The organism is Nocardia aobensis NBRC 100429, from assembly GCF_000308375.1.
Classification (GTDB): Bacteria; Actinomycetota; Actinomycetes; order Mycobacteriales; family Mycobacteriaceae; genus Nocardia; species Nocardia aobensis.
In genome coordinates this window covers 40,756-64,987 of record NZ_BAFQ01000167.1, presented here as the reverse complement: position 1 = coordinate 64,987, position 24,232 = coordinate 40,756, and the positions used below count along the sequence as shown (strand labels likewise).

The 24,232-nt window shown below is 68.3% G+C and carries 25 protein-coding genes; 13 read left to right on the top strand and 12 right to left on the bottom strand.

What is annotated here, in order from left to right:
• Positions 1-14: 14 nt before the first annotated feature.
• Positions 15-827, bottom strand: a complete 813-nt coding sequence (locus RJ03_RS36200) for a M23 family metallopeptidase (protein WP_232329359.1) — start codon at positions 825-827, stop codon at positions 15-17.
• A gap of 1,128 nt (positions 828-1,955) precedes the next feature.
• Here RJ03_RS36200 and sucC point away from each other — a divergent pair.
• The 6 genes from sucC to purH all read left to right on the top strand — a co-directional run bounded on the left by sucC (position 1,956) and on the right by purH (position 9,719).
• Complete coding sequence (gene sucC / locus RJ03_RS22200; protein WP_036505484.1) at positions 1,956-3,122, top strand: ADP-forming succinate--CoA ligase subunit beta; 1,167 nt, start codon at positions 1,956-1,958, stop codon at positions 3,120-3,122.
• A 15-nt stretch (positions 3,123-3,137) separates the two neighbouring features.
• A complete protein-coding gene (gene sucD, locus RJ03_RS22195) occupies positions 3,138-4,052 on the top strand; it encodes a succinate--CoA ligase subunit alpha (RefSeq protein ID WP_036505482.1) in 915 nt (304 codons plus the stop codon).
• A 392-nt stretch (positions 4,053-4,444) separates the two neighbouring features.
• A complete protein-coding gene (locus RJ03_RS22185; RefSeq protein ID WP_036505480.1) occupies positions 4,445-5,566 on the top strand; it encodes a DUF5336 domain-containing protein in 1,122 nt (373 codons plus the stop codon).
• Between the two features lie 154 nt (positions 5,567-5,720).
• Positions 5,721-7,427, top strand: a complete 1,707-nt coding sequence (locus RJ03_RS22180) for a cell division protein PerM (protein ID WP_083871258.1) — start codon at positions 5,721-5,723, stop codon at positions 7,425-7,427.
• A gap of 65 nt (positions 7,428-7,492) precedes the next feature.
• Positions 7,493-8,137 (top strand): phosphoribosylglycinamide formyltransferase, encoded by a 645-nt coding sequence (gene purN, locus RJ03_RS22175; protein ID WP_174372337.1) that lies wholly within the window; start codon positions 7,493-7,495, stop codon positions 8,135-8,137.
• The gene (gene purH / locus RJ03_RS22170; protein ID WP_036505478.1) at positions 8,130-9,719 is read left to right on the top strand and encodes a bifunctional phosphoribosylaminoimidazolecarboxamide formyltransferase/IMP cyclohydrolase; all 1,590 of its coding nucleotides are present in this window, start codon (positions 8,130-8,132) and stop codon (positions 9,717-9,719) included. Before purN ends, purH begins: the two co-directional genes overlap by 8 nt.
• Positions 9,720-9,805: 86 nt before the next feature.
• On the opposite strand, the gene RJ03_RS22165 is transcribed toward purH, so the two are convergent.
• The gene (locus RJ03_RS22165) at positions 9,806-10,267 is read right to left on the bottom strand and encodes a hypothetical protein (protein WP_036505477.1); all 462 of its coding nucleotides are present in this window, start codon (positions 10,265-10,267) and stop codon (positions 9,806-9,808) included.
• A 188-nt stretch (positions 10,268-10,455) separates the two neighbouring features.
• Between RJ03_RS22165 and RJ03_RS22160 the strand changes: the two genes are divergently transcribed.
• Positions 10,456-11,013, top strand: a complete 558-nt coding sequence (locus RJ03_RS22160; protein WP_036505475.1) for a LysM peptidoglycan-binding domain-containing protein — start codon at positions 10,456-10,458, stop codon at positions 11,011-11,013.
• A 58-nt stretch (positions 11,014-11,071) separates the two neighbouring features.
• Here RJ03_RS22160 and rpsR read toward each other — a convergent pair whose 3' ends face one another.
• From rpsR to rpmB, 4 genes are all read right to left on the bottom strand, one after another.
• Complete coding sequence (gene rpsR, locus RJ03_RS22155; protein ID WP_036505473.1) at positions 11,072-11,326, bottom strand: 30S ribosomal protein S18; 255 nt, start codon at positions 11,324-11,326, stop codon at positions 11,072-11,074.
• Between the two features lie 97 nt (positions 11,327-11,423).
• On the bottom strand, positions 11,424-11,729 hold the full coding sequence (gene rpsN, locus RJ03_RS22150) for a 30S ribosomal protein S14 (protein ID WP_036505472.1): 306 nt from the start codon (positions 11,727-11,729) through the stop codon (positions 11,424-11,426).
• Positions 11,729-11,896, bottom strand: coding sequence for a 50S ribosomal protein L33 (gene rpmG / locus RJ03_RS22145; protein ID WP_036505471.1), 168 nt, complete (start codon positions 11,894-11,896; stop codon positions 11,729-11,731). The genes rpsN and rpmG overlap by 1 nt, the downstream gene beginning before the upstream one ends.
• Entirely contained in the window at positions 11,896-12,132 is a 237-nt protein-coding gene (gene rpmB, locus RJ03_RS22140; RefSeq protein ID WP_036505470.1) for a 50S ribosomal protein L28, read from the bottom strand. The genes rpmG and rpmB overlap by 1 nt, the downstream gene beginning before the upstream one ends.
• Before the next feature lie 94 nt (positions 12,133-12,226).
• On the opposite strand from rpmB, the gene mrf reads away from it, so the two are divergent.
• From mrf to rpmF, 3 genes are read left to right on the top strand one after another with little or no spacing between them, the layout of a single operon-like run.
• Positions 12,227-13,531, top strand: a complete 1,305-nt coding sequence (gene mrf, locus RJ03_RS22135) for a ribosome hibernation factor-recruiting GTPase MRF (protein ID WP_036505469.1) — start codon at positions 12,227-12,229, stop codon at positions 13,529-13,531.
• A 4-nt stretch (positions 13,532-13,535) separates the two neighbouring features.
• Positions 13,536-13,814, top strand: a complete 279-nt coding sequence (locus RJ03_RS22130; protein ID WP_036505467.1) for a type B 50S ribosomal protein L31 — start codon at positions 13,536-13,538, stop codon at positions 13,812-13,814.
• Position 13,815: 1 nt separating this feature from the next.
• Positions 13,816-13,989 (top strand): 50S ribosomal protein L32, encoded by a 174-nt coding sequence (gene rpmF, locus RJ03_RS22125; RefSeq protein WP_036505465.1) that lies wholly within the window; start codon positions 13,816-13,818, stop codon positions 13,987-13,989.
• A gap of 262 nt (positions 13,990-14,251) precedes the next feature.
• Here the strand turns inward: rpmF and RJ03_RS22120 are convergent, their stop codons facing one another.
• A complete protein-coding gene (locus RJ03_RS22120; protein WP_167331999.1) occupies positions 14,252-14,677 on the bottom strand; it encodes a hypothetical protein in 426 nt (141 codons plus the stop codon).
• A 391-nt stretch (positions 14,678-15,068) separates the two neighbouring features.
• On the opposite strand from RJ03_RS22120, the gene RJ03_RS22115 reads away from it, so the two are divergent.
• Positions 15,069-15,719 carry a DUF8020 domain-containing protein gene (locus tag RJ03_RS22115; protein ID WP_036505461.1) on the top strand — a complete coding sequence of 217 codons (651 nt, stop codon included), beginning with the start codon at positions 15,069-15,071 and terminating at the stop codon, positions 15,717-15,719.
• Between the two features lie 85 nt (positions 15,720-15,804).
• On the opposite strand, the gene RJ03_RS22110 is transcribed toward RJ03_RS22115, so the two are convergent.
• The 5 genes from RJ03_RS22110 to RJ03_RS22090 form a co-directional block, all read right to left on the bottom strand.
• Positions 15,805-16,632 (bottom strand): MHYT domain-containing protein, encoded by an 828-nt coding sequence (locus RJ03_RS22110; RefSeq protein WP_051025078.1) that lies wholly within the window; start codon positions 16,630-16,632, stop codon positions 15,805-15,807.
• A 23-nt stretch (positions 16,633-16,655) separates the two neighbouring features.
• Entirely contained in the window at positions 16,656-17,279 is a 624-nt protein-coding gene (locus RJ03_RS22105) for a GTP-binding protein (RefSeq protein WP_228533681.1), read from the bottom strand.
• A 151-nt stretch (positions 17,280-17,430) separates the two neighbouring features.
• Positions 17,431-17,805, bottom strand: coding sequence for a DUF742 domain-containing protein (locus RJ03_RS22100; protein ID WP_051025076.1), 375 nt, complete (start codon positions 17,803-17,805; stop codon positions 17,431-17,433).
• A gap of 8 nt (positions 17,806-17,813) precedes the next feature.
• On the bottom strand, positions 17,814-18,224 hold the full coding sequence (locus RJ03_RS22095; RefSeq protein WP_030515097.1) for a roadblock/LC7 domain-containing protein: 411 nt from the start codon (positions 18,222-18,224) through the stop codon (positions 17,814-17,816).
• A complete protein-coding gene (locus RJ03_RS22090) occupies positions 18,221-21,160 on the bottom strand; it encodes a HAMP domain-containing sensor histidine kinase (RefSeq protein ID WP_083871257.1) in 2,940 nt (979 codons plus the stop codon). Before RJ03_RS22090 ends, RJ03_RS22095 begins: the two co-directional genes overlap by 4 nt.
• A gap of 320 nt (positions 21,161-21,480) precedes the next feature.
• Here RJ03_RS22090 and RJ03_RS22085 point away from each other — a divergent pair, with 320 nt between their 5' ends.
• Positions 21,481-22,170 (top strand): response regulator transcription factor, encoded by a 690-nt coding sequence (locus RJ03_RS22085; RefSeq protein ID WP_036505531.1) that lies wholly within the window; start codon positions 21,481-21,483, stop codon positions 22,168-22,170.
• A gap of 89 nt (positions 22,171-22,259) precedes the next feature.
• Positions 22,260-23,657, top strand: a complete 1,398-nt coding sequence (locus RJ03_RS22080) for a sensor histidine kinase (RefSeq protein WP_083871259.1) — start codon at positions 22,260-22,262, stop codon at positions 23,655-23,657.
• Positions 23,658-24,232 lie beyond the last annotated feature (575 nt).

Below are 24,232 nucleotides of genomic sequence, written 5' to 3'. Positions count from 1 at the left end.
ACCCGGGGAACGCGTCAGTCGCGCTCGGGGCCGAGGGAGATGCCGCGGGAGGCGAGCCAGGGGAGGGGGTCGATCTTGTCCTGGCCGTTGAGCCACACCTCGAAATGGCAGTGCGGACCGGTGGAGAAGCCGCGGTTGCCGACGGTGGCGATCTGATCGCCGGCCATCACGTGCTGGCCTTCGGAGACGGTAGCGGTGTCGACGTGACCGTAGACCGTGATGGTGCCGTCGGCGTGCCGCAGGCGGACCCACATGCCGAATCCGGAGGCCGGGCCGGCGCTGATCACTTCGCCGTCCTCGACCGCGTAGATCGGGGTGCCGATGGGGGCCGCGATGTCGACACCCAGGTGCTGCACACCCCAGCGGCTACCGAAGCCCGAGGTGAAGGTGCCGTTGGCGAATTTGGAGAACAGGGGGCGCAGTTTCGCCGATTCCTGGGCCGCGAGTCCGGCGGCGAATTCCTGACCGTGCTGCAGGATGTCCTGGAACTGACTGAGATCCGCGACGGGCGCGACATTGAGAACCTGCGGCGACTGCGGATTACCCGCCTGGGTGCTGACCGCCTGGGCCGCGATTTCGTGGACCTGACCGGCGGCGTCGTAGTCGGCGGTCGCGGTGTGGTGCTGACTGCCGGACTCCATTCCGGCCTGTCCGGCGGCGACCACCGCGCCGGCCGCGACCGCCACCACGGCGGCGCGGCCCTTGAGCGCGGCGGGCGGGGTCGGCACGCGGTGCGCACCGCTGAAGCGGCGGGGGCCTTCCGCGTCGGCGTCGGCCTCATCGGCGTCGGCGCTGTCACGCTTCCAGGAGCTGCGCAGCCGGGCCAGGTTGAACGGTTCGCTGCCGGCGGGTTCGTCGTATTCGTCGGCGGCGTCGTAATGGGCGGCGTCGTAGTCGGCGGGGCCCTCGGGGTAGTGCACACCGCGGCCGTCATCGAAACCGGGGTCGGCGGCGGCCCATTCGTCGGTTCGTGGCCACTGCGGATCGGCGGTCCAGTCACCGTCGGGCCGCGCCTGGGCTCCCCAGGGCTGCCACTGCCCGGAATCTTCCGAACCGGTTGCGCCCCAGGCGTTCTCGGTGGAATTCCCGGTGGTCGCGGTGAGGCCGACGACGGTCGCGCCCGCCGCACCGGCGCCGGCGGACATCCAGCTGTCGGCACGTCCCGGCATACTGCGCACGGGCGGAGCCGCGGGCTCCTCGGAACGGGAACCGGTGTAACCGCCGAAGGATTGGTTACCACCGAAGTACGGATGTTGGTCGAGGGATTCTCCGTCGCCGCGGTAACGGCGGGCGGACTGTGGCCGATGCCCAGGTTGTAGGCGACCGTGGCTCATCGGCGGACTCCGAGACCGGGTAACGCGGGGGATCCGGAAGACGCGGGACGCGGTGCGCCGGTAGAACGGCTCGCTACCTGCGGAGCACTGTGCTGCAACAAGCCTGCCGTCCTCCTGATCGGTGCGGTGTACGCGGCCTCATCCGGGTGGGTCTGTCGATGTGTTCTACCAGCTGCGCCTGGCGACCGAGTGACGAGTATTCCCGTTACGCCTGTGATCTGGCTGTGACATCGACCGCATCGACGGTAACGAAACGATTGCAGGTGGGCAAGCGCTCCGCTCGATAAGGGGGTAGTTGTGACATTGATCACGTCTAGAGCGCGGAATATCTCACGTTCTGCTGGGCACGCGAGTGAGAACAGACAACTACACTATGTAGTAGCCAATGTGGCAATTCGGATCATCGTCCGCCCTACCTGGCGGCGTGTCAGCAAGCTACTCGCCAGTAGCCTTGGCCAGCGGTTTTGCCCGGGCGGATGCCCGCTCGTGACCTGCGCCACTTAGGCTGTATGCGGCTGATTTCGGCGACATCGAACTGATTAGAGTCCGACTCGACCCGCTTCCGACGACGGGCCGCCAACAAAGTCGTTGTCACAACAACGCAGACGAGACGGTGAGTACATGGATCTCTTCGAATATCAGGCGAAGGAACTCTTCGTGAAGCACGGAGTGCCTTCGTCGGAGGGCCGCGTCACGGACTCGGCCGAGGACGCCCGTGCCATCGCGACCGAAATCGGCAAGCCTGTGATGATCAAGTCGCAGGTCAAGGTCGGTGGCCGCGGTAAGGCCGGTGGCGTGAAGTACGCCGCCACCCCGGACGACGCCTTCACCCACGCGAACAACATCCTGGGCCTGGACATCAAGGGCCACGTCACCAAGAAGATCCTGGTCGCCGAGGCGAAGGACATCGCGGAGGAGTACTACATCTCCTTCCTGCTCGATCGCGCCAACCGCACCTACCTGGCCATGTGCTCGGTCGAGGGCGGTATGGAGATCGAAGAGGTCGCCGCCACCAAGCCCGACCGCCTGGCCAAGGTGCCGGTCGACGCCGTCAAGGGCGTGGACCTGGCCTTCGCGCGTTCGATCGCCGAGCAGGGCCACCTGCCCGCCGACGTGCTGGACGCCGCCGCGGTGACCATTCAGAAGCTGTGGGAGGTCTTCGTCGCCGAAGACGCGACGCTGGTCGAGGTGAACCCGCTGGTCCGCACGCCGGAGAACGAGATCCTGGCGCTGGACGGCAAGGTCACCCTGGACGAGAACGCCGACTTCCGCCACCCCGACCACGCCGAGTTCGCCGATCGTGACGCCACCGATCCGCTGGAGCTCAAGGCCAAGGAGAACGACCTCAACTACGTCAAGCTCGACGGTGAGGTCGGCATCATCGGCAACGGCGCCGGCCTGGTCATGTCGACCCTGGACGTCGTCGCCTACGCGGGTGAGAAGCACAACGGCGTGAAGCCGGCCAACTTCCTCGACATCGGTGGTGGCGCCTCGGCCGAGGTGATGGCCAACGGTCTCGACGTGATCCTCAACGACGCGCAGGTCAAGAGCGTGTTCGTGAACGTGTTCGGCGGCATCACCGCGTGTGACGCGGTAGCCAACGGCATCGTCAAGGCCCTGGAGATCCTGGGGTCGGAGGCGAACAAGCCGCTGGTCGTCCGCCTCGACGGCAACAAGGTCGAGGAGGGTCGCCAGATCCTCGTCGATGCCAACCACCCGCTGGTCACCCTCGCCCAGACCATGGACGAAGGCGCCGACAAGGCCGCTGAACTGGCTGCGGCCAAGTAAAGGACGAAAAACAACATGTCTATCTTCCTGAACAAGGACTCCAAGGTCATCGTCCAGGGCATCACCGGCGGTGAGGGCACCAAGCACACCGCGCTGATGCTGAAGGCGGGCACCCAGGTCGTCGGTGGCGTCAACGCCCGCAAGGCCGGCACCACCGTCTCGCACACCGCCAAGGACGGCTCGGACGTCGAGCTGCCGGTGTTCGGCACCGTCGCCGAGGCCATCAAGGAGACCGGCGCCGACGTGTCGATCGCCTTCGTGCCGCCGAAGTTCGCCAAGGACGCCATCATCGAGGCCATCGACGCGGAGATCCCGCTGCTCGTGGTCATCACCGAGGGCATCCCGGTGCAGGACACCGCCTACGCGTGGGCCTACAACGTGGAGAAGGGCAACAAGACCCGGATCATCGGCCCCAACTGCCCCGGCATCATCACCCCGGGTGAGTCGCTGGTGGGCATCACCCCGGCCAACATCACCGGCAAGGGCCCGATCGGCCTGGTGTCGAAGTCGGGCACCCTGACCTACCAGATGATGTACGAGCTGCGTGACTTCGGCTTCTCGACCTCCATCGGCATCGGTGGCGACCCGGTCATCGGCACCACCCACATCGACGCCATCGAGGCGTTCGAGAAGGACCCGGAGACCAAGCTCATCGTCATGATCGGCGAGATCGGCGGCGACGCCGAGGAGCGGGCGGCGGCCTACATCCAGGCCAACGTCACCAAGCCGGTCGTCGGCTACGTCGCGGGCTTCACCGCCCCGGAGGGTAAGACCATGGGCCACGCCGGCGCCATCGTCTCCGGCTCCTCGGGCACCGCCGCCGCCAAGAAGGAGGCCCTCGAGGCCGCGGGCGTGAAGGTCGGCAAGACCCCGTCCGAGACCGCCGCCCTGGCGCGCGAGATCCTGGAGAAGGCTTCGATCACCGCTTGATCGTTCGCTGCCGTGCGGCAGCGGGACACAGCGCGAAGGCCGCCTTGTCGTAACGGCAAGGCGGCCTTCGTTTTTCACTCGGCAGGTGAACGACGTGCTGCCGGGCAGGGTCGGCAGCGGTTGTCCCGGGCAGGGGACAACCGTCGTTCAGGGTGCCGGGAACAGGTGGCACAGGCCCAGCGCCCGCACCACCGTGCAGAACATTTCCGAAACGTCCATCCGATACCTCCGATCGTCTTCGGTGACAACACGAACGATCCGGGTATGCGGTTCATAGTGAATTCTCGAGCTTGCCGCCAGTGGCGTCGTGGCCGTGACCGGTGCGCTCGAGTGCAGTAGCGTCAAGGGCATTCAGCCTGAAGCCGATGAAGGACTCGATAGGAGACGACCACATGTCCTACCCGACCGGGGGATCCGGGTACAACGCGCCCAATCAGACGCCCTCGCCCACACCCTCGTCCGCGCCCAGCTTCGGCCAGCAGCCGACAGGTAGTACCGGCGGCGGTTCGGGGCTTTCGGCGTTGAGCGCCAAGGGGCTGACTTTCTACCTGACCGTTGGAATCGCCGCGCTGGGCGTGATCAACTTCTTCCTGGGCTTCCTCGATTTCTCGACCTTCGACGAGGGCGCGATGAACAGCTCCAAGGAGCCCGACAAGGGCATGAGCCTGTTCCAGGAAGGCGGCACGGCGCCGCTGCTGCTCCTGCTGTTCGCGGGTCTGGTGGCCGGTATCGCGCTGCTGCCCAAGCAGGAGGCCAGGAACGCGGTGGTCGCGGCGGCCTCGGCGGCCGGCTTCCTCGGTGTCCTGTTCCAGGCGTTCGTGACGCCGACCCTGTACAAGACCGCGGGAACCGCCTGGGTCCTGGTCTTCCTGGCGCTGGTGCAGCTCGCCGCGGCCGTGGTCGCGCTGTTGTTCGAGAGCGGAATCCTCTCCGCGCCCGAGCCGAAGCCCGCGGCGGCCGCCGCCCCGGCTGCCGGCGGTGCGAGCGCCTACGGTCAGTCCTCCTACGGCCAGAGCCAGCCGGGTCAGCAGCAGTCCTACGGTCAGGCCCAGGCCGGTCAGCAGGCCGCCTACGGCCAGTACGGCCAGCAGTACGGCCAGGCACAGGGTCAGGCCCAGCAGCAGGGACAGCAGCAGGCCGCCTACGGCCAGTACGGTCAGCAGTACGGCCAGGGCCAGTACGGTCAGCAGCCCTCCGCGTACGGACAGCAGCCCTACGGCCAGCAGGGTCAGCAGGCGCAGCAGGGTTACGGCGCGCAGGGTGCGCAGTCGCCCTACGGTCAGCGCCCGCAGACCGGTGGTGACGAGGCCGCGACCCAGCACTTCGGCGCCGCGGGCCAGCAGCCCGGCCAGTCCGGTCAGCAGTACGGTTCGCTGAACTTCGGTCAGCAGGGCCAGCAGGGGCAGACCGGTCAGCCCGGCCAGCCCGGCGCGCAGCCGTTCGGTGGCGAGCAGACCGGTAACCCGGCCGCCGACGCCACCAAGGCCTTCCGTCCCGAGGACGACCAGAAGTAGATCCGCTCGACGCGACGATCGGCGAGTCAGGCGCTTTTCACGGCGCGCCTGACTCGCCGATCCGTTTCCAGCTGAGACCCTGTCATGTCGGTGGTCGTGTCGTGCTTCGGCGAGTCAACCGGACGAGTCAACCAGGATCCCGCGAGGTAGTTCTATGAAGTCCGCACTGGTCCGATGGGCCGACCTTCGCGAACAGCGGGCCGGCACGAGACCGGCGCAGGCTCGCCCGAACGCGGATGCGTCCCAGCCGCGAAGCGGTCACGGCGGCAGGGGCGCAGGCGGACCCGAGGATCCGGTATTCCTGTCCCTGAGCCCCGAGCGGGCCAAGGTGCTGCTCGTCATCGCCGCTCGGGCGTCGAGTTTCACCGTCGTCGCCATCGTGGCGCTCGTACTGATCACGCTATTGGCCGCGGGCAGCGGTATGACCGGCGCGTCCGGTGCGATCGCGGCCGGCTGGCTGGCCGTGCATCAGGTGCCGGTCGTGGTCGGCAAGACCTCGCTCGGGCTGCTGCCGCTGCTGCCGACCGCGGGCGTGTTGTGGCTGACCATGCGCGACTGTGCGCATGCCGTCTCGCCGCGCTCCTCACGCGCCGATCTGGGCTGGATCGTCGGCGCCGCGCTCGCGGGCCCGCTGCTGGTCACCGCCGTCTGCCTGGCGGTGGCCGAGGATGCCGCGACAGCGGTGCCGCTGCAGTCGCCCGATACGCTCACCGCCTTCTGCTGTGTGGGGGGTCTGCACCTGCTCGCGGCGGTCACCGGGATCGCCACCCGGCCCAATGCGCTGCGCGATCGGATCGCCTCCTCGCTGCCGGACTGGGTTTTCGCCGGGGCGCGGGCGGCGGTGCGGGCGCTGTGGCGCCTGCTGCTCGGCGGGGCGATCCTCACGCTGGTGTCGTTCGTGCTGCACTGGTCGGTGATCGGTGACACCTACGCGGCGGCGGGCAATATCGCGGGTTTCCTCGGTCTGACCGTGCTGTCGCTGGCCTATCTGCCGAATGTCGTGATCGCGGCGACCAGCGTGCTGATCGGCGCGGACGTGCACATCGGCGGTGGGGCGCTGAGCGTGTTCTCGGTCGCCGGCGCGCCGGTGCCCGCGCTGCCGGTGCTCGCGGCGGTGCCGAGCGGACCCGCGGCGGGCTGGTGGCCGGTGTTGCTGCTGGTGCCGGCGGCTGTCGGCGTGCGGGGCGGCCTGGACTGCGCGCGCGAGTCCGCCGACGAGGTGCGCAGCCCGTGGGCGACGGTGTTCTCGGCGGCGCTCGCCGCGCTCGCGCTGTTGCTGCTGGGCCTGTTCGCCGGCGGCACGGTCGGATCGTTCGGGGAGATCGGACCGGGTGTGCTGGTCACCGCGGGGCTCACCTTCGCCTGGCTGACCGTCGCCGGATACCTCGGATTGCTGTGTGGGCGAAGGTTTCTCGGGATTCCGCCCGCCGTGGTCGAGGTGGATCTCGGCGGGCCGCGCGGCCGGTACCTTCCCACCGACTACTCGCACGACGAGGACGACGAGGACGACCGGGACGAGTACCGGGATCACGGCTACGACCCCGACCCCGCCGCCGATCGCGACGACTACTACGACGACCGCGCCGAACCGGGCTACATCGACCAGCTGTACGACGACCCGCGCTACGTCGAATACGAATTCGAGGACGATGTCGTCGTCGAGGACGACTACCCACAGCCGGCCTACCGCCGCACCGTCTCCACCGAGGTCGTGGAGGTCGACGGCGAACTGCTCGACGACGACCTCGCGCCCGCGCACGCCGATCCGGACGCCGAATTCGACGCCGGAAACTCCGACATCGTCGACGCCGAAGTGGTAGAGGGTGACCTGCCGGAGAGCCCCGGCAGGGGCGGTCGTTAGGCTCTAACCCGGCGGACCTCGGGTTCGCCGCCCTCCGGCAGCCCCGACGCACAGGGAGTAGAGCGCTGACCACCCCGCCCGCCCAGCTGGTCCCTCCGACCGCGCCTGCGACCCTCGTCGTTCTCGCCTCGGGCACGGGATCACTGCTGCAATCGCTGATCGCGGCCACCGAGCGCCCGGACTATCCGGCGCGGATCGCGGCCGTGGGCGTGGACCGGATCTGCGCGGCGACCGAGCATGCGACCCGGGCCGGCATCCCGGACTTCCGGGTAGCCCCCGCCGACCATCCCGATCGGTCCGCCTGGGATATCGCGCTCACCGACGCGGTCGCGGCCTACGCGCCCGACCTGGTGGTGTCGGCCGGATTCATGCGCCTGTTCGGCCCGAAATTCCTGGAGCGATTCGAGGGCCGGATCATCAACACCCATCCCGCGCTGCTGCCGGCGTTCCCGGGCGCGCACGGGGTGCGCGACGCGCTGGCCTACGGCGTGCGGGTGACGGGTTCCACTGTGCATCTGGTCGACGCGGGTGTCGACACCGGACCGATCCTCGCGCAGGAGCCGGTCGCGGTGCTGCCCGGTGACGACGAGGCGAGCTTGCACGAGCGCATCAAAGTTGTGGAGCGTCGGCTGCTGGCGGACACCGTCGCCGCCGTCGCCACGCGAGGCATTGTCTGCGACGGACGAAAGGCAGTAATCCCAGATGAGTGAGGCCCCGGTTAGTGCACGCAGGGCGATCCGCAGGGCGTTGGTGAGCGTCTATGACAAAACCGGGCTCATCGAGCTGGCCACCGGACTGAACGACGCCGGTGTCGAGCTGGTGTCGACCGGTTCTACCGCCGCCCGCATCGCCGACGCCGGAATTCCGGTGACGAAGGTCGAAGACCTCACCGGTTTCCCGGAAACCCTCGACGGCCGGGTGAAGACGCTGCACCCCCGCGTGCACGCCGGCATCCTCGCCGACACCCGCAAGCAGGAGCACCTCGATCAGCTGGTGGAGCTGGGCGTCGAGGCATTCCAGCTGGTGGTGGTGAACCTGTATCCGTTCACGCAGACCGTCGCCGGCGGCGCCACCCCCGACGAATGCGTCGAGCAGATCGATATCGGCGGTCCGTCGATGGTGCGCGCCGCGGCGAAGAACCACCCCTCGGTCGCGGTCGTGGTCGACACCGGTGACTACGACGACGTGCTGGCCGCGGTGCGCGGTGGCGGTTTCACCCTCGCCGAGCGAACCACGCTGGCCGCCAAGGCTTTCCAGCACACCGCGAGCTACGACGTCGCGGTCGCGAGCTGGATGACCAACGTGCTGACGGCCGAGGACGCCGCGGATTCGGCTGCAGGCGGTCGGTTCCCGTCGTGGATGGGCGGTGTGTGGACCCGCGACGCGGTGCTGCGCTACGGCGAGAATCCGCATCAGGCCGCCGCGCTGTATCGCAACGACTCCGGCCCGGCCGGGCTGGCGCAGGCGAAGCAGGTGCACGGCAAGGAGATGTCGTACAACAACTACACCGATGCCGATGCCGCCTGGCGGGCCGCGTGGGACCACGCCGAACCCGCGGTGGCCATCGTGAAGCACGCCAATCCGTGCGGCATCGCGGTCGGCGCCGATATCGCCGAGGCGCACCGCAAGGCGCACGCCTGTGATCCGGTGAGCGCGTTCGGTGGCGTGATCGCGGCCAACCGCGAGGTCACCGTCGAGATGGCCGAACAGGTGGCCGAGATCTTCACCGAGGTCATCGTGGCCCCTGGCTATGCCGACGGCGCGGTGGAGGTGCTGCAGCGCAAGAAGAACGTGCGCATCCTGATCGCCGACGAACCCCGGCGCGGTGGCGTCGAACTGCGGCCGATCAGCGGCGGGGCGCTGCTGCAGCAGACCGATATCGTCGACGCGGACGGTGACGATCCCGCCCACTGGACGCTCGCCACCGGCGAGCCGGCCGATGCCGAAACCCTCGCCGATCTCGAATTCGCCTGGCGCGCATGCCGTGCCGTGAAATCGAATGCGATTCTGCTGGCCCACGACGGCGCCTCGGTGGGGGTCGGCATGGGGCAGGTCAACCGCGTCGACGCCGTACATCTGGCGGTGCTGCGCGCCGGTGACCGCGCCAAGGGTTCGGTGGCCGCCTCCGACGCCTACTTCCCGTTCCCCGACGGTCCGCAGCAGCTGATCGCCGCGGGCGTGAAAGCCATTGTGCAGCCGGGCGGTTCGGTGCGCGACCAGCTGACCATCGACGCCTGCCGGGAGGCCGGGGTCACGATGTATCTCACCGGGGCGCGCCACTTCGCGCACTGATCGAGTCACCATGAACGTCGCCGCCCGCCGGTGCCTCCGGCGGGCGGCGACGTCGTTCTACACGTTCGGTCCGCAGGCCCGGCGAATCAGTTCGCGCTCAACACTTTCCGATCGCCGAGGGGCTTCTTCAGCGGGATCTCCAGGGTGCCGAAGACGGCGATCATGGTGCACATGCGCCCGGCCGCCTCGGGCAGCGTGCCGGCCTTCAGGGCGACGGTGACGGTGGTGTCGGTTTCGGTGGTGGACGCGTCCACGCCGTAACACTCCGGCGAGCCGATCTGGAAGTTCACCGCGATCCGGTCCGGGGCCACCCGGCTCCAGCTGTCGAACGGCAGCGGGTGCGGATTGGTGATCGCCGAGTTGGCGGTGAACATCCGGCCGGGTTGCGGCGGGTTCTGCTCGGTCGGCGTGCTGACCGCGGCCGTGGTCGTATTCGCTTGTGCCCCACCGTTGTCGGAGTTCCCGCATGCGGTGACCAGCAGCGCCGGTAGTGCGAGTAGCGCGATTGCCGCCGCTGTGATGCGGCGTCGTCCGGGGATGGAGTCCATGGGCCTCACCCTATCTGCGGGGGCGCGGCGGCTGTGATGCACGTCCCAGTGAACATTCTGCGAACGTCGGCGCGTAACAGCTGCGAAATCCGCGGCGGGACAAGTAGGGTTCGCAAACGATGAGCGAATGCGGTTCTGCGCCATCGAATCACCGATCGACACGACCTCTTCTCGAAAGGATCCACCGCGTGGGCGACACGTTGCAGGTAGGCGAGGAACTGGGCCTGGGTCAGGCCCTTCAGGGCGGCGCGTACACGCTGACTCTCCAAAACGATGGCAACTTGGTGCTTTCCGAGCCCGACGGCACCGTGGTGTGGGCGACCATGACGCATGAGCGTGGCGTCGAGCGCGCCGTCCTGCAGGAGGACGGCAACTTCGTGCTGTACTCCGGCAGTGGGCCCGTATGGGCCACCGACACCAACGGACAGGCCGCCGATCATCTGATCGTGCAACCGGACCGCAACCTCGTCCTGTACGGCCGGGACGGTGCCTCGCTGTGGGCGTCGGGCACCAATACCGACAACCCGATCGTGGTCGAGGAGCCGGTCGCCGCACCCGCGGCCGAGCAGGTGCCGCCGCCGCCGGCGCCGGAACCCCGCACCTACACCGTGGAGTCCGGTGACACGCTGTGGGCCATCGCGGAACGGTTCTACGGCGACGGCAACCGCTACCTGGAAATCGCCGGGGCGAGTGGCATCGAGAACCCGGATGTCATCAACGAGGGTCAGCTGCTGACCATTCCGTGACCGGAAACGGCGAACGCCCCCGGTGCCGCGGCACCGGGGGGCGTTCGTTGTTCGTTCGCTACCTACTGGTGAAGGGCAGCAGCGCCATCTCGCGCGCGTTCTTCACCGCGACCGCCACCTGCCGCTGCTGCTGCGGGGTGAGCCCGGTGACGCGGCGGCTGCGGATCTTGCCGCGGTCGGAGATGAACGTGCGCAGCAGGTTCACATCCTTGTAGTCGACGATTTCGACGCCGGCCGCGATCAGCGGATTCTTCTTGGGCCGCCGGGCCTGTTCGGCGCGGATGCGCTTCGACGGTGCTCGCTTGACTGCCATGTGGGCCATCCTTTCTCGGCGTGAGCTCTGGTCCTACGCTGTCGCGCGGGCGCCCCGACCGCTCCTGCCGGTTCCTTCCGACGAGATCTGCGATGGTCTACCAACTCGATTTGTGTACACCGGGCAGCTCCCCTCGGTGGGCCAGCTCGCGCACACGTACCCGGGATAGTCCGAACTTGCGGAGATGACCGCGGGGGCGGCCATCGGTGGCGTCCCGATTGCGCAATCGTACCGGACTGGCGTCACGTGGCAGTCGCTGCAGCGCGAGCTGTGCTGCCGCTCGGCGATCGTCGGCGGTGGCCGGATCGCGGATCAACTCTTTGAGCTCGGCCCGGCGTTCGGCGTAGCGGGCCACGACGGCGCGGCGTTGCTCGTCGCGTGCGATCTTGGATTTCTTCGCCATCACCGTTCCTCGCGGAAGTCGACGTGCCGGCGCAACAGCGGATCGTATTTGCGCAGCACCATGCGGTCGGGGTCGTTGCGGCGGTTCTTGCGGGTGACGTAGGTGTAGCCGGTGCCGGCCGTCGACCGCAGTTTCACGATGGGGCGAATCTCGTTGCTGCGCGCCATCAGATCTTGTCCCCGCGCGCACGGATACGAGCCACGACCGCTTCGATCCCGTCGCGGTCGATGGTCTTGATGCCCTTGGCCGAGACGCGCAGCGTGACGCGGCGGCCCTCGCTGGGCAGGAAGTAGGTCTTGCGCTGGATGTTCGGGTCCCAGCGCCGGTTGGTCCGGACGTGGGAGTGCGAGACGGACTTACCGAAGCCCGGCTTGCGACCGGTGACCTGGCAGTGGGCCGACATGGGACTCCTTTCTGAAAATCATTTTCGACAACGGTCGCCGCAGACTGTACCGTGTGGCTGGAGCAAATGAAAATCATTATCGAAAGGGGTTCCGGTGCTGTCACATCCCGACCGCCGCACGCCCGTCGTGCTGCTGGCGGGCTTCCAGGGGCCGGTCGCGGACGGTATGGATCACCTCGCGCGACTGCTGGGCGCGGCGCCCGGCACCGTCGTCGTGCGACACGATCTGAGCTCACTGCCCGAGGGTGTGGTGCGCCGCCGGGTGCACCTCGACGGCCGGGAGACGGCGAGCGCGCACGAACTCGCGCACGGCTGTGTCTCCTGCACGCTGCGCGCCGATCTGCTGCCGCTGCTGTGCCGGTTGGCGGCACGAGATTCGGTGCACCGCATCGTGATCGCGCTCGACCCGGCCTTCGAGGCGGAAGCCGTGTGTCATGCGATCGGCAACGTGCCCGTGGTCGACCTGGTGGGTCGCGTCGACGGTCCCGCCGCCCGCGATGTGCGTATCGAAGCGGTCGTGACCGGCCTCGACGCCCGCAGCTGGCTGCCGGACGCGCTGAGCGACGAGACCATCGACGAACGGGCGGGCGGCCCCGGTGACGACGACCGGACGGTGGCGCAGCTCGCCGTCGGGCAGGTCGAATTCGCCGACGCGCTCGTGGTGTTCGGTACGGACCAGGTGGGCGACGGTGAGCGCGACGTACTGCGGGCGGTCGTGGATCGGCTGGTGCCCCGGGCTCCGTCGATCTGGGTCGGTGACGGGCGGGATATCGCCGCGGCGCGCATCGAGATGCTGCTCGACCGCATTCCGGCCGATTCCCGGCGCGGCCGCATCTTCGACGCGCACGCACCGTTGTTGCGCGGCCGGCCACCGCTGACGGAGGAGAACGGTGTGGCGTTGATCGAATTCGCCACCGATCGCCCGTTCCATCCGACCCGCCTGCACGAGGCGATGGATGTGCTGTTCGACGGCGTGGTCACCGCGCGCGGACGCATCTGGCTGGCGACTCAGCCCGAGCGCGTGGTGTGGCTGGAATCCGCCGGCGGCGGAGTACGGGTCGGCGACGCCGGGACTTGGCTGGCGGCCATGAGTCCCACGGAGCGGGATTCGGTCGACCCCGATCGGCGGGCGCTGGCGGCGCTGCGCTGGGACGAGGATTTCGGTGACCGCGACATCTCGCTGGTGGTCCTCACCTGCGGCGCGAATCCGGACGACATCCGCACCGCGCTGCACTGGGCGCTGCTCGACGAGGCCGAGATGATCCTGCTGCGCAACGCGCCGGATCTGGTCGCGCACTGGGACGATCCGTTCGGCGAGTTCCACGAGGACCCCTGCGACACAACCGAATCCGACAACTCAGGCGGCCGCGGCGTCGAATCCCGGCCGAACGAAAGGTAGGGCGATGAAATCAGGGATCCATCCGGAGTACCACCCGGTGGTCTTCGAGGATGTGAGCACGGGCAAACGCTTTCTCACCCGATCGACGGCGACGAGCACCCGCACCGTCGAATGGTCCGACGGCAACAGCTATCCGCTGATCACCGTCGACGTCACCGCGGACTCCCACCCGTTCTGGACCGGGGCGCACCGCGTCCTCGACACCCAGGGCCGGGTGGAGAAATTCGAACGCAAATACGGCAGGCGCACACCGGGTCCCGGTTCTTCGCGAGGGGAGAACTGAGATGGCGGTGCCGAAGCGACGACTGTCGCGCGCCAACACCCACAGCCGACGTTCGAACTGGAAGGCGACTCCGCCCGACCTGGTGCCGGTAAGCGTCGGGGGCGTCGTCTACAAGATCCCGCGCCGACTGGTCACCGCCGTCCGACGTGGCCTGATCGACCCGACCCGGCTGTAGGACACGGGTTTCGGGCGCTGAAAATATGTGGCGTTTGCCTGAATCGAGCGACCAATTGGTTATCGAATAAATCGGAGTCAGCAGGGATATCGGTGTCATCGCGCTAGCGAGGCGGTAGCTGTGATGTGAATTGCCAACTGCTGGTTGGTTTTTGGCGCCGGAAAAAGTCCAGCGGAAACGCTGTTTTCCTGAGGCGGCCCCGGTACCCTCGTGGCTGAGGGCGGGTTCTCCTGGCAACAGGAGAACCCGCTCATCGCCACTTTCAGGGCCGTTCACTCATATCGCGCGGAGGTGACGGCGCTTCCAGCGCTCGCTGTCCGGGCTGCGGCGCATCATCCGGCTTCGGCCGCAACGCCTCGAGCAATGACTCCCAGCGTGCGATCTGCTCGCCGATCACCGCCGCCGGGTTCTCCAGCAGGGCGGCCACCAGCGACAGCGGCCACGGCAGTTCGGTCGCCGGCGGCGCCTGCCGACTCAGTTCCAGCACGGTCGTCTCCAGATCGGCGATCTCGGTGCGCAGCTCGGCGATCTGCCGCAGGGCGGCGCCCAGCGCCTCGACGACCGTCCGTTCCGATATGGCGCCGCCGTCCGTGCCGTCGTCGTCGCCCAGCTGGGGCCAGCCCGCCAAATCCGGACCGCGCAGCTGCACCTGTACATCGCGCAATATCGCTTCCTGCTCCGGAGTCACATCCGGTACCTTCCTCATCGCTCCCGCCGCGGGCCGAAATGCCTGCTCCACACTGTAATTCGCGGAGCTCCTCCGGTGTGCGCCGAGATCGGCGCGGTGACGCCCGGCGAAGCGGTTTCCGTACAGCTGCCGGTCGGCCGGCGGGTGCCGCATATCGGGGGCCCGAGACGTCGGTGCGCGGGCGGCTGAGCGTTTGCCGACCCGCGCTCATCGACCGGAAAATGTCCGAATTTTCAGTTTATTAACATTCCTGGCATCTTCTTGGCGGCTTATTAACGGCCTTTGTTACGTGTTCGTAATGGGTGCACGACAGCCTGTCTAAGGGTTTCGATTTCGAGCTCAGGCGCCAGGGTATCGGCGCCGCAAACTGCTGAAGAAAGTGTATGAGGGAATGAAGCTCAGGAAGTTCGCCGCAACATCGGCTCTGGTCATCGCTGCTCTTGGGATCTCCACCGGCACCGCATTCGCAGCTCCGGCTCCGGCCGCCAACCCCGATATTCATTACACGGCAAACGTTGTCGACAAATCCGTCGTGGTGAAGACCGACGCGGGGTCGCTGACGACCGAAGGCAACGAGTTCCAGGTCCGCGACAACCAGGGCACGGTGGTAGCCGGATTTCCGCTGAGCTATCAGCACGACGGTCTGGAGTTCCCGATCGCCGCGCAGATCGACGGTAACCAGGCCACCCTGGTGCCGAGCACCGACCGCGCCGCCGCCCACCCGGCGCCGATGCTGCACGATGTGGCCAGCCGTTCGGATCTCGACGCGGCCAACCAGAGTGCGATCAACGAGCTCGGTATCGCCACCAGCATCGGCACCCTCGTCGGCACCGCGATCGGCCTGGCCGGCGGTTGTGCGCTCGGTGCCGTCCTCGGCACCCCGTTCCTGGTCGTCCCGGGCTGGATCGGCGGCTGCCTGACCGGTGCCGCCCTGGGCGCCCCGCTGGGTGCCGCGGCCGGTCTGGTCGGCGTCGGCGGCATCTCCGGCGTGCTCGTCGCGATCGAGTACTTCAACCGGATCAACGCGCCCGCCGAAGGGTAATCACCAGTAGCGCAACGCGATCGGGGCGGGCCGTACGGCCCGCCCCGATTCTCGTCTGTGCGCGGCCCGGCCGCCGCGACTTCGTTCAGCTCACCGGCTGCGGTGCCCGAACCGCCGGTCGCGCCTTGCCGGCCGGCGAAGCGGTCTGTCCGGCAGGGGAATTCGCCGCCTGTGCCAACTGCCGCGAGCGGGTGGTTCCGGTGCGGTCGGGGGCGACCAGCACCGCGGTGATCGGGACCGCCAACGACAGCGTCCCCATCACGAACACCGGCACGAAGAGGGTGAACAGATCGTCGCCGTCGGGCTGGCCGACCGCGGTGTCGAGATGTACGTGCACCCCGGCCTGGCCGAGGTAGTGGATCGCGGTGACCGCCAGCGCATACAGTGCGGCCGCCCCGGCCAACGGCAGCATCGCGTGGAAACGGGTGGTGGCCCACAGCAGACCGATCGAGGCCGCGACGGCCAGCGCCCCCGCGCTCAGCGACATCCAGATGTTCACGTCGACCGATCCCTGCACTCGGATCGCGCCCATCGCGAGCAGGTGCATGATCCCGATGCCGAGGCCCATCACCACGCCGCCGCCGATCACCCGCACCAGCGTGCTCACCTTGCCCGTGATCACCAGACCCGCCAGGACCCCCGCCACCGCGACGCCCGTCGCCACGACCATCCGGGCGATGTCGTAGCGGATCTCACCGGACGACACCCCGACGCCGAGCATGGTGACGTACACCGCCAGCCAGGTGCCGACGCCGCCGATGGACACTGCCGCCGCGGTGAGCCACACCATCCGGAACCGCGCGGTGACCGAGAGCGTCGACTGGCGAACACAGGCCAGTCCGACGACCGCGCCGGCCGCGGAAACCCCGAGTGCCAGGCCCAGCACCCAGTACCCCATGGTGAAGTAGTTCATCGCTTCCCCTCAGCTCGCACCGCTCAGCTCTGTCCCACCGTCGCGTGGGTGGCGGTCAACCGCGCAATCGCGTATTCGGTGACCGCGGCGAGCGCCCGCCGAACCTCCCCGGCGTCCCGGGCGTCGATATCGACCACCGGCACGCCCTCGCGGATCGACAGCGCCTCCCGCAGTTCGGCGACCGGGAAACGCGGTGCGCTCGGAAACCTGTTGACCGCCACCAGGAATGGCAGCCCGCGCGCCTCGAAGAAGTCGACCGCGGCGAAGCTGTCCTCGATCCGGCGTGTGTCGACCAGCACGACGGCGCCGATCGCACCGCGGATCAGGTCGTCCCACATGAACCAGAACCGGCGCTGCCCGGGCGTGCCGAACAGATACAGCGTCAGGTTGCCGGGCAGGATGATGCGGCCGAAATCCATGGCCACCGTGGTGGTTTCCTTGCCCGGGGTGGCGGACAGGTCGTCGATGCCGTCGGATACGCCGGTCACCATGGCCTCGGTGCGCAGCGGCACGATCTCCGAGACCGCACCGACGAAGGTGGTCTTCCCGGCGCCGAACCCGCCCGCGACCACGATCTTGGTCGAGGCGGTGCGGCTGTCGAGCTCCGGGTGGGGCGGCATCGGAGCCGTCGAGTTCTGAAAGTGCATGGGGGGATTCTGGTATGGAAGCGGCGGTTGCGGGTGCGAGCCCGGGGAATTGGGTCCGAGCGGTCCGATCTGCGCGGAATCGGTCTGCGGCGCGGGCGGATACCGCTCGGCCGTCGAGGGCGCTCCGGTGTGCAGGGGCGGTGCCGCGGTGTCAAAGGGCACGGAGTCCACGCAGGGTCCTCTCCATCAGGGATCGCCGCTCGTCGAATGTGGCGTCCTCGCTGAGCGTGGTGTGCACCCGCAGTGTGCCGGCCACCACCAGGTCGCCGATCACCACCCGGATCATGCCCAGGGGACGTTGCAGATGGGCGGCGATTTCGGCGACCGAGAGCCGCCCCGCGCCCAGGCGCAGAATATCTGTTCGAATATCGCCTGCGGGCCAATCGAATTGATTGGCGTAGGGCAGTGTCTCCACGACCGCCTCGAGAGGCAGTTCGACCGCGGGTTCGGTGCGCCCAGCGGTCAGCGCATAAGGACGGACGCGAGTGGTTGGCCGGCCGGACCCGGCCCCGAACGAACTGGACATCGCAATCGTCAGACCGCCGAACGGGCCGTGGCTTGCACGACCGATCCGACTCGATCGACGAGCAGGGCCATCTCGTAACCGATGCGGCCGATGTCGTGCTGCTTGTTGGCCAGTACCGCCAGATGCGAGCCGTTGCCGACGCTCATCACCAGCAGGTAGCCGCGCTGCATGTCGACGATCGACTGCATCACCTTGCCGCCGTTGAACAATTGCGCCGCCCCCGCCGACAGACTCGCCAGACCGGCGGTCACCGCGGAGAGCTGTTCGGCCCGATCGGACGGGAGGTGCGGGCTGGTCGCCTGGAGCAGGCCGTCGGCCGAGACGAGCACCGCGTGCGAGACTCCAGGCACCTCTCTGGTGAAGCGGGTGACGAGCCAGTTCAAATTCTCGTCCGTACTGTTCTGCGCAGTGTCGGTCATGCAAAGCCTCCGTCGTTCTGCTGAGCGTTGTTCCGCCCGGCCTGGTCGTATCCGGCCGCATCGGCAGGGTCGTACTGGGCCGTGTTGTCTCGGACGCTGACGCGTCCGCTACGGACGCCGCTCAAATGCCTGGACAAGTTGTTGCGGATTTCCTCCGGATCCCGGGCCTCGACGGCATCGTCCTGCGTCACTCCGCCGGGCACCAGCTGCGCACCGGGCCGGCGGATGGGCAGGCCACCCGTGGTACGGGTGGTCGCGGTCGGGGTGCTGGCGTCCGCGGCCGCCGCCCAGCCCTCGTCGGCGGGAGACGACCAGGCGCCGGTCGGCGCGTTCGAGGACGGTTCGACCAGCCATTCGGACACCATGCGCTGATAGATCGGCGTGGGGGATTCCGGTTTGGCCGGCGCCTGAGCATCCTGCTGAGGAGCATCGTGCTGATAGGCATCGGGCCGGGGCGGCGCGAGAGTCGCGCCGTGGCGGGACAGCGGCGCCGGTTCGCGGTCCGGAGTGCGCTGTGCCGGGGCCATGATCGCCGTTTCGGCCCAGATATCGATGGGCTGCGGCTGGGGCTGCGGCTGGGGCTGCGGCCGCGGGTCGGCCGGGGCGGGACGCCGGGGCGGCACGATCTGTTCCAGATCGCGGTCGGTCACCGGGTTCCACGGATCGGAGGGCGGGGTGAAATTCTCGCCGCGACTCGCGTTTTCGGCCTCCTCGGCCTCGGCGCGTTCGTCGCGGTGATTCTCTTCGGCGCGTTCGTCGTGGAAGGCGTTCTCGCGTCCGGTGTCGGCACCGCGCAGCACGCCGTCGTCGAGCGGTTCCGGCGCGCGGTTGTCGCTCTCGGCGACGTCCGGCAGCGGGGTGAGCCGGGTGACCGGGGCCGCGGATTCGGAATCCGACTGGCCGGCCGGGCGGCGCTGCGGCAGTCCGGCGCTGGTGAATCGGGCCGGCTCCGAAGTCTCCCCGAACCGCTCCGGCGGATTGGGCACCGCGGTGAGTGTGCGGCCGGGAGCGGGGAATTCGGTGACCGCGGAGGGGAAGTCCGCGGCCGGTGTGGTGAACGTCGAGATGGCCGGCGGGACGACGGCCTCGGTGGGCGAGACCAGCGCACCCGGTAGATGCACACTGGCCGTGATGCCCGGCTGCTGTGCCATGGTGGAGGTGCGGCGCAGGCTGACCGTGATGGTGTGTCGTGCCGCCAGGCGGCCGACCACGAAAAGACCCATGCGGCGAGCGGTTTCGATGGTGACCTCACCACCGGAGGCCAGCCGCTCGTTGATCGCGCGCATATCGTCGGCGGACATGCCGAGTCCGCGGTCGGTGATCTCGATCAGATATCCGCCGTCCACCGCGCGCGACACCGAGACCGCCACCGGCGTATTCGGCGGCGAGTAGCGCAACGAGTTGTCGATCAGCTCGGCCAGCAGGTGTTCGATGTCGACGGCGGGCTCACCGGCGACGATACCGTCGGGCACCGAACCGATTTCGACGCGCTGATAATCCTCGACCTGGGAGACCGCGCTCCACAGCATGTCCGACAGCGGCACCGGCGGCAGATGTCCGCGGCGCAGCGCGGTGCCGGCGAGTACCAGCAGGTTGTCGCCGTTGCGGCGCATGCGGGTGGCGAGGTGATCGAGGCGGAACAGGCTCTGCAGCCGATTGGAGTCGTCCTCGTCGCGTTCCAGATCCTCGATCAGCGACAGCTGCTGTTCGACCAGTGATTGGCTGCGCCGCGAGAGCGTCTCGAACATATTGCTGATCTGCAGGCGTAGGCGGGCCTGTTCGGCGGCGAGGAACAACGCCTGGCGGTGCATGTCGTCGACCGCTCGGGCCAGCTGGCCGATCTCCTCGGTGGTCTGCACGTCGACCGGGACGATCTCCGGGGTCGCGCCGCCGCCGCGCACGACCGCGAGTTCGGCGGGCAGGTCGGTATGCGCGACCTGCAGCGAATCGCGGCGCAGGCGGCGAATCGGGACGACCAGCGAGCGGGCGACCGCCAGCGCGAGGGCCAGACCGGCCAGCAGGGTCACGACCACCAGCGCCACATCGCGCAGGACCGTGCCGCGCGCGTCGACGGAGCGGTCCGACAGTCCGGAGTCGATCAGGTCGACCAGATGGTTGGTGGCCTCGTTGTAGGTGTCGGTGCTGGTCTGCAGCGACTGCACGACGCCGGGCACGTTGATCGGCTCGACCGCGTTCTGACTCATCGCCGCGATACGCGTCTGCAGCGCGCCCAGCAGCACATCCGGCTTCAGCGCCGATTCCGGCTGCACGACCGCGTACTGGTTGATCATGGTCAGCTCGGCGCCGGTGGCCGTCAGGACCTGGGCCAGCACGGCCGGGTTGTTGCCGATCTCGCCGCTCTCCAGTGCCAGCTGCTGCTGGGTGAACATCTGGCGGGCGATCGCGATGACACCCATCTGCACGTAATAGCGCTCGAGGGTGGTTTCCTTCGGCGTCGCCAGCGACGAGACGGCGTTGCTGACGTGGCCGTTCACCTCGCTCGCCTGTTTGACCACCTCTTGCGGCGCACCACCGTGCAGGCTGTTGCGCAGGGTGCGCCCGGCCGCCAGCGCCTCGGTGAGTTCGGTGGCTACCCGCTTGTCGGCCGCCGAATTCTGCAGCGCCGTCTGCAGATCCGCCGCGGCCTGGTCGAACCGGGCCGCGGCCTGGTCCAGCGCCGACTGCGGAACGTGGTCGCCGTTGCCGAGGGTGACGGCGAGATTGTTGGCCGCCGAACCGAAGTCGAGGGTCGGCCGAATGATCCGCGCCTGCTCACTGGCCGTGTTCAGCTGTGAGATGGTGCCGAGTTCGTCCTTGATTCGAAGAACGGCGAATGCCGATGCCAGCACGACCGGCAGCAGTAGCACGATGCCGACCTTGCTGGTCACGGACAGGTTGGACAGACTCCTCTGCCATGGCCGCGGTGCAGTGCCCATCCCGCTTCCGTCGCCTCCGCTCGCGCACGTGCCCCGGGTTCCGGCCGCCGCCCGCGTCTGGCCGTTCGGGTCCAACGGGTTGAGAACCAACTAGAGGTTTACTTTTACCGCAGGCAACATACCGCGAGAACACGTTCGCGGCAATTTGGAGGGGTCCAGCGACAACGGTCTAAATCGGCTCGGCGCAACAACTTTCGTGTGCGACACATACTTCTCGGAACTATTTTCGATGATTCCGCAGGTCACCTGTTGTGGATGTGCGGCGTGTCGAATGGTCGGTTCTCAGTCGGCTCTCAGTCGATCCGGTCAAACTGGAGGCCATGCGCATTCTGGTAGTCGACGATGATCGCGCGGTGCGCGAGTCGCTGCGCCGGTCGCTCACCTTCAATGGATATTCCGTCGAGCTGGCGGTCGACGGCGTCGACGCCTTGGAGAAGGTCAGCGCGTCCCGGCCCGATGCATTGGTGCTCGATGTGATGATGCCGAGGCTGGACGGTCTGGAGGTATGCCGCCGCCTGCGCAGCACCGGTGATGATCTGCCGATTCTCGTACTCACCGCCCGGGATTCGGTGTCGGAGCGAGTGGCCGGCCTCGACGCCGGCGCCGACGACTATCTGCCCAAACCGTTCGCGCTCGAGGAATTGCTGGCGCGTTTGCGCGCGCTGTTGCGCCGCACCACGGCCGACCCGGCCGCCGATTCCTCGGAGACGATGCGTTTCGCGGATCTGTCCCTGGATCCGGTGACGCGCGAGGTATCGCGCGGCGAGCGCGCCATCAGCCTGACCCGCACCGAATTCTCGCTGCTGGAAATGCTGATGGCCAATCCGCGCCGGGTGTTGACGCGCAGCCGCATTCTGGAAGAGGTCTGGGGCTACGACTTTCCGACCTCCGGTAATGCGCTCGAGGTCTATATCGGCTATCTGCGCCGCAAAACCGAGGCCGAGGGGGAGCCACGATTGATCCACACCGTGCGCGGGGTGGGTTACGTGCTGCGCGAGACTCCTCCGTAGGCCGGGTCGTCGTGGCGAGAGCTCATCCGGGGCACGGTGGCCGTCCCGATCGCGTGGCCCGGCTGGGGCCGCGTCCCGATCCGCACGAAATGCGCCCGCCGATGCCGCTGACCCGATCGGTGTCGCTGCGCTGGCGGGTGACGCTGCTGGCCGCCTCGGTGGTGGCCATCGCCGTCGCGGTGACCTCGATCGCCGCCTACGCACTGGTCGCCCGCGCCCTGTACGCCGATGTGGACAGCCAGTTGCGCAGCCGCTCGGAGGTGATGGTCAAGAACAACATCGACCTGCAGGGATTTCAGGCGATCATCATGTTCAGCAGCCTGTACTCCAACGATATCGGTATCGCTCTGATCTATCCCGACGTCGATGTGCCCTATGCCCCGCCGCAGCCGATGGATCCGCCGATCGGCCCGGCCGAGATGGCGGTGGCGCACGGTAAGGCGGATGTCTCGCTGCGGACGGCGAACAATCAGCGCGTGCTCGCCCGGCGCACGAAATCCGGTGCCACGCTGGTTATCTCGCGGTCGCTGGAACCCACCCGTGAAGTGCTCGACCGGCTCGCGTGGCTGCTGTTCACGATCGGCGGCTGCGGCGTGCTGGTCGCCGGAGCCGCCGGTGCCACGGTCGGGCGAACGGGGCTGCGGCCCATCGCGCGATTGACCGCGGCCACCGAACGCGTCGCGCGCACCGACGATCTGGCGCCGATACCGGTCACCGGTGACGACGAACTGGCGCGGCTCACCGAGAGTTTCAATCTGATGTTGCGGGCGCTGGCCGAATCTCGCGATCGGCAGCGGCGACTGGTGGCCGACGCCGGACACGAACTGCGCACCCCGCTGACCTCGCTGCGCACCAATATGGAACTGCTCATCGCCTCCTCGCGACCGGACGCGCCGCCGATTCCCGAGGAGGACATGGCCGGGCTGCGCGCGGATGTGATCGCCCAGATCGAGGAGCTGTCCACGCTGGTGGGAGACCTCGTGGACCTGGCCCGCGAGGACGCGCCCGAAACCGTCTACGAGCGGGTCGATCTCGGCGAGGTCGCCGAGCGCGCACTGGAACGGGTGCGGCGGCGGCGCGTGGACGTCCAATTCTCGGCGCAGCTGCGGCCGTGGTTCGTCTACGGCCACGACGCCGGACTGGAGCGGGCCATCCTGAACGTGCTCGACAATGCCGCGAAGTGGAGTCCGCCGGAGGCGCAGGTCATCCTGACCATGCGCGAAACCGGGCCCGGGCTCATGGAAATCGCCATCGACGATGCCGGGCCGGGTATTCCGCCGGAGGAACGGGAACTGGTCTTCGAACGCTTCTACCGCACCACGGCGTCGCGATCGATGCCGGGATCCGGGCTGGGTCTGGCGATCGTGAAACAGGTGGTGTCCAAACACGGCGGCACGATCACCGTGGACACCTCCGAGCGCGGCGGCACGCTGGTGCGCATCGTCCTTCCCGGCGAACCGCCGGTCGCCGGAGAGCGCCGGGCGTGATCACCGGCGATCCGGAATCGCCGGGCGCGCGCCGGGGCGCCCCATAAACTGTGACCCGTGCGGCGTCCCGCTCCCGCGGAAACCCGGATACGGCACGGAGTCACGGAGAACTGAAAGCACGGTCTCAGTCCGCTCTCAGTCGCTGTCACCAGGCTGGGCGACAGACTCGAGGAGAAACGAGAAATATGACCGAGGATTCGAGGGACAGGCGCGGCGAGCCGACCGGTTCGACTCCCCAGTCGGGCGGGGCCGAGCCGACTCCGCCGTCGACAGGTTCCGGAACCGCTTCGCAGTCGGGGGCCGGTGAGACCGCTTCGCCCGGGTGGGGGCAACCGTCGCAGTGGGCAGGGCCGTCGTCGCAGGCCGGTGGGGCCGACACGGGTGCGCAGTCGCCGGGATCGGGACCGGCCGGTTCGAGTGGGGGCCCGCAGGGACAGCCCGGCGAGCAAGCATCCGGCGAGCATCGGACCGAGCAGTTCACGAATCCCGGACAGGGCGGGCCCGACCGACCGGGGCAAGGGTACGGACCGGGACAACATCCGGGGTTCGCCGCCGATCCCGCGGCCGGTCACACC

Coding starts and splice junctions, on each gene's coding strand:
- purH (WP_036505478.1), top strand. CDS start 8,130: ATGAGTGAGGCCCCGGTTAGTGCACGCAGGGCGATCCGCAGGGCGTTG.
- RJ03_RS22105 (WP_228533681.1), bottom strand. CDS start 17,279: ATGCACTTTCAGAACTCGACGGCTCCGATGCCGCCCCACCCGGAGCTC.
- RJ03_RS22185 (WP_036505480.1), top strand. CDS start 4,445: ATGTCCTACCCGACCGGGGGATCCGGGTACAACGCGCCCAATCAGACG.
- rpmF (WP_036505465.1), top strand. CDS start 13,816: ATGGCGGTGCCGAAGCGACGACTGTCGCGCGCCAACACCCACAGCCGA.
- sucC (WP_036505484.1), top strand. CDS start 1,956: ATGGATCTCTTCGAATATCAGGCGAAGGAACTCTTCGTGAAGCACGGA.
- RJ03_RS22165 (WP_036505477.1), bottom strand. CDS start 10,267: ATGGACTCCATCCCCGGACGACGCCGCATCACAGCGGCGGCAATCGCG.
- RJ03_RS22085 (WP_036505531.1), top strand. CDS start 21,481: ATGCGCATTCTGGTAGTCGACGATGATCGCGCGGTGCGCGAGTCGCTG.
- sucD (WP_036505482.1), top strand. CDS start 3,138: ATGTCTATCTTCCTGAACAAGGACTCCAAGGTCATCGTCCAGGGCATC.
- rpsR (WP_036505473.1), bottom strand. CDS start 11,326: ATGGCAGTCAAGCGAGCACCGTCGAAGCGCATCCGCGCCGAACAGGCC.
- RJ03_RS22180 (WP_083871258.1), top strand. CDS start 5,721: ATGAAGTCCGCACTGGTCCGATGGGCCGACCTTCGCGAACAGCGGGCC.
- RJ03_RS22080 (WP_083871259.1), top strand. CDS start 22,260: ATGCGCCCGCCGATGCCGCTGACCCGATCGGTGTCGCTGCGCTGGCGG.
- RJ03_RS22110 (WP_051025078.1), bottom strand. CDS start 16,632: ATGAACTACTTCACCATGGGGTACTGGGTGCTGGGCCTGGCACTCGGG.
- rpmB (WP_036505470.1), bottom strand. CDS start 12,132: ATGTCGGCCCACTGCCAGGTCACCGGTCGCAAGCCGGGCTTCGGTAAG.
- RJ03_RS22095 (WP_030515097.1), bottom strand. CDS start 18,224: ATGACCGACACTGCGCAGAACAGTACGGACGAGAATTTGAACTGGCTC.
- RJ03_RS22100 (WP_051025076.1), bottom strand. CDS start 17,805: ATGTCCAGTTCGTTCGGGGCCGGGTCCGGCCGGCCAACCACTCGCGTC.
- rpsN (WP_036505472.1), bottom strand. CDS start 11,729: ATGGCGAAGAAATCCAAGATCGCACGCGACGAGCAACGCCGCGCCGTC.
- RJ03_RS22090 (WP_083871257.1), bottom strand. CDS start 21,160: ATGGGCACTGCACCGCGGCCATGGCAGAGGAGTCTGTCCAACCTGTCC.
- rpmG (WP_036505471.1), bottom strand. CDS start 11,896: ATGGCGCGCAGCAACGAGATTCGCCCCATCGTGAAACTGCGGTCGACG.
- RJ03_RS22115 (WP_036505461.1), top strand. CDS start 15,069: ATGAAGCTCAGGAAGTTCGCCGCAACATCGGCTCTGGTCATCGCTGCT.
- RJ03_RS22130 (WP_036505467.1), top strand. CDS start 13,536: ATGAAATCAGGGATCCATCCGGAGTACCACCCGGTGGTCTTCGAGGAT.